Origin of the sequence: Fundicoccus culcitae (assembly GCF_024661895.1) — a bacterium.
Lineage (GTDB): Bacteria > Bacillota > Bacilli > Lactobacillales > Aerococcaceae > Fundicoccus_A > Fundicoccus_A culcitae.
The window spans coordinates 2,540,605-2,554,121 of the sequence record NZ_CP102453.1; the positions used below are offsets into that span (position 1 = coordinate 2,540,605).

At 30.5% G+C, this 13,517-nt stretch carries 12 protein-coding genes; 5 read left to right on the forward strand and 7 right to left on the reverse strand.

Annotated elements, in window-relative coordinates; all coding sequences use genetic code 11:
- Window positions 1–2 precede the first annotated feature (2 nt).
- Window positions 3–1,274 carry a PTS ascorbate transporter subunit IIC gene (locus tag NRE15_RS11560; protein ID WP_313793033.1) on the forward strand — a complete coding sequence of 424 codons (1,272 nt, stop codon included), beginning with the start codon at window positions 3–5 and terminating at the stop codon, window positions 1,272–1,274.
- On the forward strand, window positions 1,271–2,011 hold the full coding sequence (locus NRE15_RS11565; protein WP_313793034.1) for an SIS domain-containing protein: 741 nt from the start codon (window positions 1,271–1,273) through the stop codon (window positions 2,009–2,011). The genes NRE15_RS11560 and NRE15_RS11565 overlap by 4 nt, the downstream gene beginning before the upstream one ends.
- A gap of 157 nt (window positions 2,012–2,168) precedes the next feature.
- Here the strand turns inward: NRE15_RS11565 and NRE15_RS11570 are convergent, their stop codons facing one another.
- The 3 genes from NRE15_RS11570 to NRE15_RS11580 form a co-directional block, all read right to left on the reverse strand.
- Complete coding sequence (locus NRE15_RS11570) at window positions 2,169–5,033, reverse strand: DUF3427 domain-containing protein (protein ID WP_313793035.1); 2,865 nt, start codon at window positions 5,031–5,033, stop codon at window positions 2,169–2,171.
- A gap of 12 nt (window positions 5,034–5,045) precedes the next feature.
- Complete coding sequence (locus NRE15_RS11575) at window positions 5,046–5,438, reverse strand: (deoxy)nucleoside triphosphate pyrophosphohydrolase (RefSeq protein ID WP_313793036.1); 393 nt, start codon at window positions 5,436–5,438, stop codon at window positions 5,046–5,048.
- 157 nt (window positions 5,439–5,595) lie between these two features.
- Window positions 5,596–6,249 carry a GntR family transcriptional regulator gene (locus NRE15_RS11580; RefSeq protein WP_313793037.1) on the reverse strand — a complete coding sequence of 218 codons (654 nt, stop codon included), beginning with the start codon at window positions 6,247–6,249 and terminating at the stop codon, window positions 5,596–5,598.
- A gap of 113 nt (window positions 6,250–6,362) precedes the next feature.
- Between NRE15_RS11580 and NRE15_RS11585 the strand changes: the two genes are divergently transcribed.
- The 3 genes from NRE15_RS11585 to gloA all read left to right on the forward strand — a co-directional run bounded on the left by NRE15_RS11585 (window position 6,363) and on the right by gloA (window position 9,089).
- Window positions 6,363–7,229, forward strand: a complete 867-nt coding sequence (locus NRE15_RS11585) for an NAD(P)-binding domain-containing protein (RefSeq protein ID WP_313793038.1) — start codon at window positions 6,363–6,365, stop codon at window positions 7,227–7,229.
- A gap of 13 nt (window positions 7,230–7,242) precedes the next feature.
- The gene (locus NRE15_RS11590; protein WP_313793039.1) at window positions 7,243–8,613 is read left to right on the forward strand and encodes a four-carbon acid sugar kinase family protein; all 1,371 of its coding nucleotides are present in this window, start codon (window positions 7,243–7,245) and stop codon (window positions 8,611–8,613) included.
- Window positions 8,614–8,708: 95 nt separating this feature from the next.
- Window positions 8,709–9,089 (forward strand): lactoylglutathione lyase, encoded by a 381-nt coding sequence (gene gloA, locus NRE15_RS11595; protein ID WP_313793040.1) that lies wholly within the window; start codon window positions 8,709–8,711, stop codon window positions 9,087–9,089.
- A 97-nt stretch (window positions 9,090–9,186) separates the two neighbouring features.
- Here the strand turns inward: gloA and NRE15_RS11600 are convergent, their stop codons facing one another.
- From NRE15_RS11600 to NRE15_RS11615, 4 genes are read right to left on the reverse strand one after another with little or no spacing between them, the layout of a single operon-like run.
- The gene (locus tag NRE15_RS11600) at window positions 9,187–10,359 is read right to left on the reverse strand and encodes an iron-containing alcohol dehydrogenase (protein WP_313793041.1); all 1,173 of its coding nucleotides are present in this window, start codon (window positions 10,357–10,359) and stop codon (window positions 9,187–9,189) included.
- Window positions 10,360–10,391: 32 nt separating this feature from the next.
- Complete coding sequence (locus NRE15_RS11605; RefSeq protein WP_313793042.1) at window positions 10,392–10,748, reverse strand: cupin domain-containing protein; 357 nt, start codon at window positions 10,746–10,748, stop codon at window positions 10,392–10,394.
- A gap of 24 nt (window positions 10,749–10,772) precedes the next feature.
- The gene (gene lsrK, locus NRE15_RS11610) at window positions 10,773–12,326 is read right to left on the reverse strand and encodes an autoinducer-2 kinase (protein WP_313793043.1); all 1,554 of its coding nucleotides are present in this window, start codon (window positions 12,324–12,326) and stop codon (window positions 10,773–10,775) included.
- Entirely contained in the window at window positions 12,319–13,263 is a 945-nt protein-coding gene (locus NRE15_RS11615) for a sugar-binding transcriptional regulator (RefSeq protein WP_313793044.1), read from the reverse strand. The genes lsrK and NRE15_RS11615 overlap by 8 nt, the downstream gene beginning before the upstream one ends.
- Window positions 13,264–13,517 lie beyond the last annotated feature (254 nt).

Genomic DNA, 13,517 nt, shown 5'->3' on the forward strand with positions numbered 1-13,517 from the left:
TTATGAATATACTAGGTTTTTTTACTGATAATATTTTACGCAACCCACCAATATTATTAGGATTAATTGCAGCGTTAGGGTTAATTCTTCAACGGAAAAGTATTTCTGAAATTCTTGAAGGTTCAATGAGTGCAGCGTTTGGAATGTTTATAATCGATGCAGGTGTAGGGATTATTGTTGGTTCAATTGCACCTATAAATGGAGCTTTTCAGCAAGGATTGACTGAAGAAGCACAAGTTGGTTCTGTATTAACTGATGTAACCTTTACTGAAATTCATGGTGGTGAAGTTGGTTTAGCGATGTTCTTTGGTTTAATACTACACTTACTTATTGCACGATTTACCCCTGTTAAAACAATATTTCTAACAGGCCATATGTTGTGGTGGTTCCCATTCATTTTTGTAGCTGCTGGAGTTGAAGCGGGGCTAACAGGGTGGATTCTAATCATATTTGGTGCTGTATTTTCTGCTTTATACTGGTCTTTCATGCCTTGGATTATGCGGAAATTTATTTGGGATGTAACTGAAGATGAGTCGTTTTTAATTGGACATCCGACTGGAATGTTAAGTATTATTTCTGGTTTAGTTGCACGTAAACTTGGGAATAAAGAGAAATCAACAGAAGATGTAAGGGTTCCAGAGAGTTTATCTTTCTTTAGAAATACTTCAGTTATGGGTGCTCTAGTTATTTTCTTAATGTATTTAATTATTGCAATTTTCTTACCGATAGTTGTTCCAGAAGGTCAAAATACATTCTTTTATGCAGTAACACAAGGAATTACTTTTGGTTCAGGTTTGCTAGTAATGTTATATGGTGTACGCTTATTAATTAATCAAATTGTTCCAGCTTTCCAAGGTATATCAGAAAAACTTATTCCTGGAGCAATCCCTGCGTTTGATGTTCCTATTCTGTTTAATTATAAACCAAACGCTGTAATAATTGGGTTTGTAGTTGCAATGATTACATCAACGATTCTGATTGTTATAGCAAATACATTTAATCTTTTCGGTGTATTGCTGATTCCATTAGTTGTTACTTCTTTCTTTGAAATAGGGGGAGCTGCAGTAGTTGGTGAAGGTCAAGGTGGACTTAAAGGCTCTATAATTGGGACAATAGTAGCTTCATTTGTTATGGTGCTTTTAATGGGAATATCCGTTATAGTGTTTAATGATACTATCAGAGATTGGTTATTAATTTTTGGTGGTAATGACTTTTCATTATTTGGACCGATTGCTAAATGGATAGGTGATTTACTTGCGGGGATTTTACAATGACATTTGAATATTTTGATAAAGTAAGAGATATTTTGAAAACAGTTGAATTAGAAGAAAAAGATGTAATGAATAGAGTTAGTGATCTATTATCTAAAACAATTGAAGAAAAAAGATCTATTTTCATATTCGGTGCAAGTCATGCAGGAATATTAACACAAGAATTATTTTATCGTGCTGGAGGACTTATGACCATTAATCCTATTTTTGGTGAATCTGTTATAGTTAATGTTAGTCCTATTACTCATACTTCTAAGATGGAACGATTAGAAGGATATGGAACTTTATTAGCAAATAAAACAAAATTTAAAAAAGAAGATGTATTGATTTTACATTCTGTTTCTGGGCGAAATCCAGTCACTATTGAATTAGCTATAGAAGCGAAAAAATTAGGAGTAAAAACAATTTGTCTAACTAGTATAGCATACTCGAAGACCGTTAGTTCACGTCATTCTTCTGGAAAAAATCTTTATGAATATTGTGATTTTGTAATTGATAATCATGGAGAAATTGGTGATGGAACTTGTTCAATTCCAAATGTTGAACAAAAAGTGGGTCCTACTTCAACAGTTATTGGAGCTGCGATTTTAAATTCAATAGTTGTTGAAACAGTGAGAAAATTAAAGGAAAATGGAATGAAAACACCACCTATATTTTACAGTGCTAATTTAGATGATGGTGATGCCTTGAATCAACAATTATTTGAAGAATATCAAGACTCTATTCATTATGAGTATTAGCAACAATTGAACAGATAGAAATATATCTCAATTTCTAAAAGATTAAATGGAAAAATTCATATGATATATCCATCCTAAATTAATAGTATACGATGAGAATAATAAAAGTGAGTTGCTATGAAGATAAATAGCAACTCACTTTTTAGATAAAATAATATTAAAACTCAGCCTTCTCCGGCTCAAACTCCTGATACAAATCAATTGGCATCTTATTATGTAACGCTAACTGGATTTCAATCGGTTTCTCGTTTCGATGACTAATGGCATCAGCGGTTCCGATATAAGTATATCTTTGAGTTACATTATTAATAGTGCTGTATTTTCTGACAAATAAATGGAGAGTTACTCCATAATCGAGATTGTATATTAGTTTTTTTCCTAAAGGAGTTTCTGGTGATGCTGAATTAGGACTTTCCCATTGAAAGTGTTCTTGATTAATAAACTTATCTTTGTATTTTATTCTTTCGCTTATTTCTTCTTCTTTATGTAGATTAATTATTAGACAATACGATTTCGAGTCTTTATCAAATAGAGTTACACCTTTTCCTGTAAGGGCTCTAAATGGTTTTCTGAAGTTCAATACATATGTTAAATCTTGTAAACTATATTCAGAATACAGTTTTAAAAATGGAGTACCGTAATTTGTTTTTCCTTGTTCTAATTGGTAGCGCAATAACCCATAGTGAATTAGGTCACTAAGGATAGTGTGATAAGTAGGATTCTTAATAATTTTTGTTAGTTGTTCATTAAATAAATATGTATCATCATTACCTTTAGTTAAAGTTATAAAGTTATATTTTTTATTATGATTTGGATATCGTAATTCAAACATTTCTAATGCATGTAATGTAGAATCTAACTGATCGCCTTCAACGTATTTTTCCACATTTTTAAGTGCAACTTCAAGTGTGAACGAATTTGTTGTTAATGCTAATTCTAGTATTGCTAAATCATGAGGTCTTTTCACTGGTAAAAAGCCTGAATAAGTTGAATAAATTGTCATAAAATCTTTATCAGAAATTATTTTTAAAATTTGACTATTATTTTTTTCTACTTTTGATAAAAATTGATAATAATTATCTGATTTGTTAGCTGAAATTGATTCACTAAAAAAAAGTACTGGATCAGGTGCTCCTTCTAAAAGTAGATAATTTTGTAAATACCAAGGAATTCTTCCATTAAATGCACTTTTAAAAGTAGAATAATCCTCTTTTAAATATTTTAGAGAGTAAAAATTTTCATTTTCTAGTTGATTTAAGATTTGTTCTTTGGCTATTTTATCCATTCGGATATTTGATGGACCAGGTATGCTTCTGAAATCATGTTTAACAGCATGCTTAATCTCTTTCTTATTTACAGAACGCGAACCATATAAGGCTATTGCGATTAAAAATGATTTGCTATAATTTCCAATAAAATCTAAAATAGTTAAGAAACCTTTTGAATAATGTTTACGTAAACCTCTTCCTAATTGTTGTGTGAAAATAATCGGTGATTCCGTAGGACGTAACATTAATATTTGATTTACACTCGGAATGTCAACTCCTTCATTGAACAATCCAACTGTAAAAATAATATTTAATGGTTGATTATCATCTTCAAGTAGTTTAATTTGTTTAAGTCTTTCTTTTCTAGAGGATTTATCAGTTAAATAAACTGCAGGAATGCCACGTTTATTAAATTCAGTTGCCATAAATTCAGCATGTTTTTTAGTAACACAAAATCCTATAGATTTTAGTTTTTTTCCATCAAATCCATAAAAATTCATACGGTCTATAATAAAATCTACTCTACTAGTGATATTTAATTTTTCTGCAATTTGCTCTGGACTTAAATATTCATCGCTCAGATCGATCTCTGATTGATCTGTAATACCATAATAATGAAAAGGTACGAGTAATCCTTCTGATAAGGCTTCTCTTAAACGCACATCAATGGCTAGATTATTATCAAAAACGTCAAAAACATTTCCTTCATCAGGGCGTTCTGGAGTTGCTGTCATTCCTAATAAAAATTGTGGCTTAAAATAATTAATAATTTTCTGATAAGTTGAACTCGTGGCATGGTGTGCCTCATCAATAATAATATAATCAAATTCATAAGGGTCAAACTTTTTATAATGATTACTCATCATAATGTTTGTTGAGAAAACATAGGTAGCATTTCGATATTCATTAACACCATTAAATAAGGATATTTCTTCGCTTGATATATTTAAAATTCTTGTAAAAGATTCAATAGCTTTTGTTAAAATAACATCACGGTGAACAATGAATAACATTTTATTCGGTGCAACTCTTTTAACATCAAAAGCAGCCATATAGGTTTTCCCTGTACCAGTTGCCGCTACAGCTAAAGCTCGTTCAGCTCCATTTTCGCGTAAGGCTTCTAATGCATCTACTGCTTTTAATTGCATGGAATTAGGTTTTAATCGTGTCTGTAAGGGGAATGTATAAATTTGTCTGCTAGGTGGATCTTCTATCATGTCACCTTTATGAACCTCAGTATAAAATTTTTCATAATCTAATAAAAACTCATGTGTATCAGATTCACATTGGTCCCAAATATTATTGAAGCTCTCTTTTAAATATGACAAAAAATCATTTTTCTCATCACTTTCTTTAGCAATAACTTGTAAGTTCCATTCAATATTACTTTTCAATGCGTAGTTTGTTAAATTAGATGATCCAATAATAACTTTATAATAAGTATCATATTCAAAGATATATGCTTTTGGATGAAATCCTTGTGTTTCAGTTGCTTGAAAGATTCGAACATCTAAGTTATCAAAGTCCATTAATTTACGAACAGCTTTTGGATCAGTATAATTTAAATAAGTTCCTGTAATCAGCTTGCCAGGTATCCCTTTTTCTTTCGCTATTTGTAAACTATCCAATAGTAATTGGACTCCTGAGTAACTAACGAATGCAACATTAAAATAGAAACGGTGACATTCTTCAATGGATTGTGTTATTACATCTAATAAATTCAGTTTAGTAGTATTATTAACTAATGTATACATTGACAACATCCTCTAGTTTTCATTTAATAAAATATCAATGGTTGGTATATCAGCTGGTGCCCAATTAAGTGTTTTTAATTGATTGATTGGTAACCACTTTACGTCTATATGTTCTGTTAACTTAGGTTGCCCATCAATCAAGAGACAGTTAAAGGTAGTTAGATTGACAAACCCAAAATCATATTCATATCTATTAGTTGTTATTTTATCCAACACTTTAATCTGACATTGTAATTCTTCTTTTATTTCTCTTTCAAGAGCTTCTCTATCGGTTTCTCCAGCTTCAATTTTTCCACCAGGAAATTCCCATAATTCGGCTAATGATTTTCCAGGACCTCTTTGAGCGCAAAAAATCAGGTTATCTGATTGGATAACGGCCCCGACTACTTGGATTTCTTTCTTCATGAAATAGACCTTCCTTGGTAAATGATAATATACTAATAATATGTAGAATTTAAACGAATAAAATAAATATTTAATAGAATGAGATTGTTAATTCGTAAAAGGAAATAGTGACTAATAATAATTTTCTGAAAATATAATTGTATCGCATTGTATATAACTATGTATTGAATAATTTCTTTATTGTTGACATATTTAAATTATATGGAATATCTAAATGACTTAACATTGAAAGGTAGGCTTTGTTAGGATCTTTGTTTTTAATAGCCTCATAGATTTTCTTGTGTTCAGATAATGCTGAATCCATTCTATCATCGTAATAATAAGCATGAGATGCTAGAAATCTTACAATATAGCTATACTTTTCAAAGATTGAAATCATCATTTTATTTTGATTTGATGATACAATTAGAAAATGAAAATTTAAGTCTTCTTTAACAAAGTCATTTATATTTTTTCCAGTATTTAATATAATATCTTGTTTATTTAAGGATTCCTGAATTTTTTTAATAAGAATAGGAGAAATATTTTTGGCTAAAATTTGTGATTGGTAACATTCAACAGCAACTCTTACATGATAGGTATCTAATACATCAGATTCAGTAAATTTATGCAGTCTAAACCCTTTATTAGGAACAATATCTACCACGGATTGTTCTGATAATAGATTAATAGCATCACGCATAGGAGTTCTTGAAATTCCAAATTCTTTAGATAATTCTGTTGCAGAATATATAGTATTATAATCTAGTTCTTGATTATTAATTTTTTCTAATAAAAGACTTATAGCTTTGTCTTTAAAATTTTCAGTCATAACATCACCAAACTTATAATAACATATAAAAGATTTGTAGACTATTGACTTAAGCGGTTACAGACATTAAAATAGGTGTGTTGGTATACCGGTATACCGGAAAGGGTGATGTAATGATTGGATTTATTGGATTAGGAATAATGGGACATCCAATGGCAAAAAGACTTGTAGAGGCAGGGTTTAACGTCGTAGTTTCAGACTTAGATGAAAATAAAGTAGAAGATTTGATTTCAATTGGTGCGATTAGAGGGAATAATAGAGTAATTGCGAATAAATGTGAATTAGTAATTTTAATGCTTCCTTCTTATGAAAGTAGTATTGATGTGCTTTTTGGTGATAATGGTTTAATTTCATCAGAAAATAATATAGTCAAGTATATTTGCAACATGGCTTCTATAAGTCCAGGTGAATCGATAGAAATATCAGATATGTTAAAAGAAGTGGGTATTGAATATATTGATGGACCAGTAAGTGGGGGAGAAGCTGGAGCAACAAGTGGTTCTTTAGCAATAATGGTAGGTGGGAATGAAGGAGTTTTACAAAAATTCGAAAAGTACTTGAAACACCTTTCTTCAAGTATTACATTGTGTGGCTCAATTGGTGCAGGTTCCTCAGTTAAATTAGCTAATCAAGTAATCGTAAATGGAACTATATCTATAATTGCAGAATCTTTCAACATGTTAGAAAAATCAAATATTGATGTAACCATTGCATATGATGCGATAAAAAATGGTTTAGCATCTAGTAAAGTGTTAGATCGAATGATCCCATTTTTAGTTTCTAGAGAATTTAAAGCTGGAGGAACTCTTTCTATAAACTATAAAGATATTAATAATATTATTAAAACTGCTGATAATAAACTGATATCAGTACCTCACTCAGTAATAGTTAAAGACCAAATGAAAACTTTAATTAATAGAGGTGAATCGCAGTCAGATCATACTGTTTTAATCAAATACTATGAACTAATTAATAGTTAGGAGTGGTTTTGATTTGGAAAATAAAACAAATAATTATATTGAAGATGAAATTGAATTGAAACTAATAAATGAAAAACCTAGAAATCTAAAAATAATAGTTTTAGACGATGATCCTACAGGATCTCAGACATTATCAGATGTCCCGATTTATACTGCTTGGGATGAAAATACATTAAGAAAAGCATTTAAAGAAACAAGTCCTATGTTCTATATTCTTACAAATTCTAGAGCATTATCTAAAAAAGAAACTATAAAAGTTCATAGTGATATTATGCACAATTTAACAATAATAGGAAAATCACTTAGTTCCAAATTTCTTATCGTAAGTAGAAGTGATTCTACTTTAAGAGGACATTATCCAATTGAGACTCAGATAATTTCTGAGTTTATTCCAGATTTGGATGGTGAAATAATTTGTCCAGCATTTATAGAGAGCGGAAGAGTAACTATAGATAATGTTCACTATATTATGGAAAATAATATTTTACTACCTGTAAATAAAACTGAATTTGCTAAAGATAATACTTTTGGCTATGAAAATGCAAACCTAATTGATTATATTAAAGAGAAGCACGAAAGAGAGGATATTTCTATAGAAAGTATTTCACTGGATAATTTAAGAAGCTTCAATGAAAGTGAAATAATGAATATTTTAATAAATATTTCAAATTTTGGAAAAATAATAGTGAATGCAGAAAACTATTTAGATTTAAAAATCTTTGTATTGTTTTTGTTTAAAGCAATTAACAAAGGAAAAAAATTTGTAGTTAGGTCTGCGGCTTCGATAGTAAAGCTTTTAGGGATTCAATTTTCAGATAATATTATTAATGATATCACTCAAGATTCAAAAAATAAGAATGGAGCAATGTACATAATCGGTTCACACACAAATTTAACCACTAGACAATTTTCAAGACTCAAAAAAATTAAAGATATTTACTGTATTGAATTAGATGTTAAAAAATTTTTGTCAAAAAAAGAGAAAAAAGGTTATATAGAACAAATCTCAAAACTAATTGATAAGCATATTTTTAATAATACGACTGTTGTGATATATACCCAAAGAGAAGTGATTGTTGGAAATAATAAGGAAGAATCCTTATTAATATCAATTGAGATTTCTGATTCAATACAGCAAATTGTACAAAAATTATCAGTTAAACCAAGATATATTTTAACTAAAGGAGGGATTACTTCAAGTGATATAGCAGTAAAGGCATTAGGTGTTAAGAAGGCGATGGTTATGGGGCAAATCATTAAAGGTGTCTCTGTTTGGCAATTAGGTTCCGAATCGAAGTTTAGAAAAATACCGTTTATTGTTTTTCCAGGAAATGTTGGTAATGAATGGTCATTAGTAGAAATTTATAATAAATTATCGGTTTAAACAATATAAAAAATATGGTATATCCTTGTACAAAAAATTATTAATTTAGATTGCTAATTATTAATTAAGTAGATTAAAAAAATAGGAGGAGTATTATGGTACAAAAATTATTACATGTTTGTTATAGAGTTCAAGATTTAGAGGCAACTTTGAAGTTTTATACTGAATTATTTGATTTTTCAATTAGTAGAGAAGATAAATTTCCTGATGATAAATTTGATTTAGTATACTTAACTGTTCCAGGAAGTGATTTTGAAATAGAGTTAACATACAATTATGACAATGGTCCCTATATAATTGGTGATGGTTATAGCCATTTAGCGATTGCTGTTGACGATCTTGATGATATGCATAAAAAATGTAAACAGGCAGGGTATCAAACTAGTGATTTAAAAGGGCTCCCTGGGACACCACCTACTTACTTTTTTGTGTCAGATCCAGATGGTTATCGTCTTGAAGTAATGTTAGAAAAATAAGGTGCTTAGTATAAATAAACAGACCTATTCAATGCTATTATTAGACTTGAATAGGTCTGTTTACATGAGAATTATTACAATTCAAATGATATTGTTTTTAATTATAAAAAGGATTCATACAAGATTCTAAAATGCGGATGATATCATCCTTAGATAGTGATATATATGATTTGGTTAAGTATGGTGAAGCTAATTCAGCTATTTCTGAAAAATGTTCATTTGATTTAACTCCTACTTCAGGTAAAGTGAGAGGTAATCCTGAGTTTGAGAAAAATTCATATGTCTCTCTAATACCTAATCTTGCAGTTTTAAAAATATCACTTTGTTGTGTGATGCCCCAAACGTTTTCAGCGTAAACTGCAAATTGCTTAACAGTATTCTGGTTGAGAACATAATTCATCCAACGAGGTATCAAGATTGCCATTCCGACTGCATGAGGAATATCATAATAGGCAGATAGTATATGCTCAATATGGTGACTTGACCATGGGCCTCCTTTTCCAAAACTGATGATCCCATTTTGAGCTAAAGTTGATGCCCACATGAGGTTTGCTCTAGCATCATAATTTTCTGGTTCTTGTAAAACCATAGGTAAATAATGAATACAAGTTTTTAAAATGCTTTCGCATAACTTATCTTGAATATATACATCATCTTCTATGCTAAAATAAGTTTCTATTGTATGTGCCATTATATCAGCAGTGCCAGCAGCCGTTTGGTTTTTAGGGACGCTAAAAGTATAAGTGGGATCACAGATAGATGCATGTGGATATAACTTTTTATTGTATACATTAAGTTTTTCTTTGGTAATTGTGTTTGATATTACTGCAGAGGCATTCATTTCAGATCCTGTTGCTGAAAGAGTTAAAATATCTATAAGTGGCAAAACTTCTTCTATTCTCTTTGGATGCTTAACTAAATCCCAAGCATCTCCATCATATTTCGAGGCAGCAGCAATCATCTTTGATGCATCAATAACAGATCCACCACCAACAGCTAAAATAACATCAATTTGGTGTTCTTTGCACAATGTCGCTCCTTGTCTTACTGAATCAACTCGAGGATTTACCTCGATATTAGCTAATTCAACTATTTCATAATCAGCTAATAATTCAATGATAGTATTATAAAGACCTGACCTTTTGACACTTCCGCCTCCGTATGTAAGCAAGACTCTTTTACCAAAAAGGTTTAGTAAATCAGGCAAATTTTTTATTTGATCTTTTCCAAAGTACAATTTTGTTGGGATATTATAAACAAAATTTTTCATTGAATCACTCCTAACACTAATTAATCTAGTACCTATTCAGGAATTTTATAATCAGGAACATCAATTTTATCAACTACTTGATGTGGGCCTAATAAAGCGATCATTTTTACAGGCACATCATAATTGTTTTTTAAATAATGAACTTCATTAGGTTCGATATGAATTAAATCTCCTGCAGCTAGGCTATTTTTTTTGTCATCAACATAAATATCTACTTTACCTTCCAAAATATAAAAATTTTCTTCCATAATTTGATGATAGTGTGCAGAAAAGTCTTCGCCAGGATTAAATCTAACTATTGCAAAATTTACTCTTGGGCCTTTAATTAAATATTTCGGACCACTATCGCCAAATCGATATTCTTTTTCATTTTCATTAAGTATGTACATTGCTAACATCCTTTCAAATTATATTTATATTCCAGGTGCACGCCACATTGAATCAGTTATACCATTGTCAGCTAATGATAATTGCGCTTCGTATGCTACACGCCATTTGCCCACTAAGTTTTTATAGATTTGTGTATTCTCAAAATTAGGATAGTAAATTTTTTCAAATTGAATCAATTTAGCAGCTTTTTCTTTATTAATTAATTGAGTACCTATGCCGGCAGTAAGTGCGGCTCCAAACGCAGTTGCTTCTTTCACTTTTGGAACTTTCACTGGAATCCCTAAAGCATCAGAAATAATTTGACACCAGATACTGTTGTTCGAAGCTCCACCTGCGAAAACCAACTCTTTAATTGGTTCGTTAGAAAATTGTTCAATTTTTTGTTTATGTTGTAAAACAACTAACGCAACACTTTCCATCAATGCTTTATAAAATGAAAATCGGTTATATTTTGTTGAATCTAATTGAAAATTAGTAAAGGTTGGTGCACAATTTTTAAGAGTCATCATATTCATCGTATTAGAAAAAAGTGCAAGAGTACCATAGGAACCAGGTGGGATATCCACAATATTTTCATTTATAAAAGTATATAAAGCATTTTTACTCTTTAGTTCAAGAAGCTCTGAACTAAAGAAGGCTTCTAAAAACCAATCAATACTATTTCCGACTTGCCATGCGATTAATTCGTGTTGCCACATATTCGGCAGGGCATGACAATTAAACCGTATACTCTGATTTGGGTCAACAGAAACAGTATCAGTATTATGAGCTAATTGCCAAAAGGTGCCTCCGATTAAAGCGGTTTCATTATTTTCTAAAATGCCTAGCCCAACACACCCTAACTGAACATCACCACCACCCATAATCACACTAGTATTTGTAGAAAGACCAGTTTTTTCTGAAGCCTCTTTACTCACAAAACCTAGTAAACTCCCTGATTCAATGACGGGAACACTATTTAAAGTAATATCAAAAATTTCCAATTTCTCAAGCTCCCATGTTCGGCTGTGGATATTAAACAATCCACTAGTACTCGAATTGCTAGGTTCACTTGCTAGAATTCCTGTAAGTTTATAGCTAATCCAATCGTTTAGCATATTAAAACAATATCCTTTATCCATTAAATCTGGCAAATTGTTTTTAACCCATAACAATCTTGGTAGAGCCCCTAATGCATATGATTCACCAGTAGATTTGTATAATTCAGATTCTAGATCTGGGTAATTCTTTTTTAAAAAAGAAGACTCTTCTATTGATCTAGAGTCAACATTAGCAAAACCAATTAATTCTTCACCGGATTCATCATATAATACAAAACCTTCTCTCATAGTGGTTGTTGAAAGTCCAATAATATCCTCCGGATTAATATTATTACTTATTATTAGTTCATTAATACATGAGGATATTAGTTCCCAATTTTCTTTAAAATCGAACCCCATACTACCAGGTATTTCAGGGTCATGTAAATGATGCCATTCGCGTTGATTAATAAACAGTTGATTGCCATTTCTATCAAAGATAATAGCTCTAAAACTACTGGAGCCACCATCTAATGCTAATAGAAGTTCCTTACTCATCATTCTTACTCCTTTCAATTATTTTTTTTGCATCTTCCTCACTAGTGATCAATACTTTAAAAATACCTGTTTTTAAAGCAGCCAGTATTGCATTTGTTTTACTTTCACCTCCAGCAACTGCAATTACATTTTTCATATTTTTTAATGTATCTAACTTCCTACTAACAACTCTATCTTCTATCTCAGACTCGATAAGATTACCATCTTTATCAATGAAATGCATTAAGATATCAGCAACGGCACCTTGGACTTGCATCTTTTTAACCTCGTTAGTTGTCAATATTCCTGTTTTTACAATAGTTGAATTATTTGATACTTCACCAACACCAGTGATTGTAATTGAAGATAATTCTGATAATTCAAATACTTCTTGAACTGATTTTTCTAGAAGTATATTGTCGGCTGATTCTTTAGAGTTCATGAATAACGGTGCTGGGATTAGATTGAGATTCACATTAAAGTTATATGAATTTTTTGTTGGTAAGTAGGGGTCTATTCCTCCAGTCAGTGAGACTACTGAAACTGGTTTATCAGTAATGCTAGATAAATATGAGATGAAGTGATGTAGTGTATCTCCATACCCCATATTAATATAAGAGTTCGTTTGAAGCATATTATTTACATAAATTGCTGCTGCTTTACCTAGCGCTTCATTCATATTGTTATCGGTAGATACCGGAACTACGAATGCATCTTGTAAATTAAACATATTAATTAGTTCTTTTTCTAGTTCTAGTTTGTTCCTAGCAGCTACTGGTATGAAAAATTGGATGATATTTTTCTGTCTTGCTTCATCCAACATTTTATTAATTTTCATTCTTGAGACACCCATTATATCGGCTATCTCTTGTTGAGTTATCCCTTCTATATAATAATACCAAGCTACTTTTACTAGGTTATGTTGTTTAAAAAAATCATTTAATTTAAAATCTTCCATATTGACACCTCACATATGATTCAATTCTATATCAAATGATATAATTAGTCAACATAAGGAAAATCACACTCAACAAAAATATTTCAGAAAAATTTTTGTTTATTAATTTTTAAAACACTATAATATCACTGATTATATTTTTATTTTACCTATTTACTTTATGATAAAAATGTAGTAGGATACAATTAACGAGGCAACCGCTTACAAAGAAACAATTAACAGTTGTATGCAAATGTATAATCTTAGAAACAAAT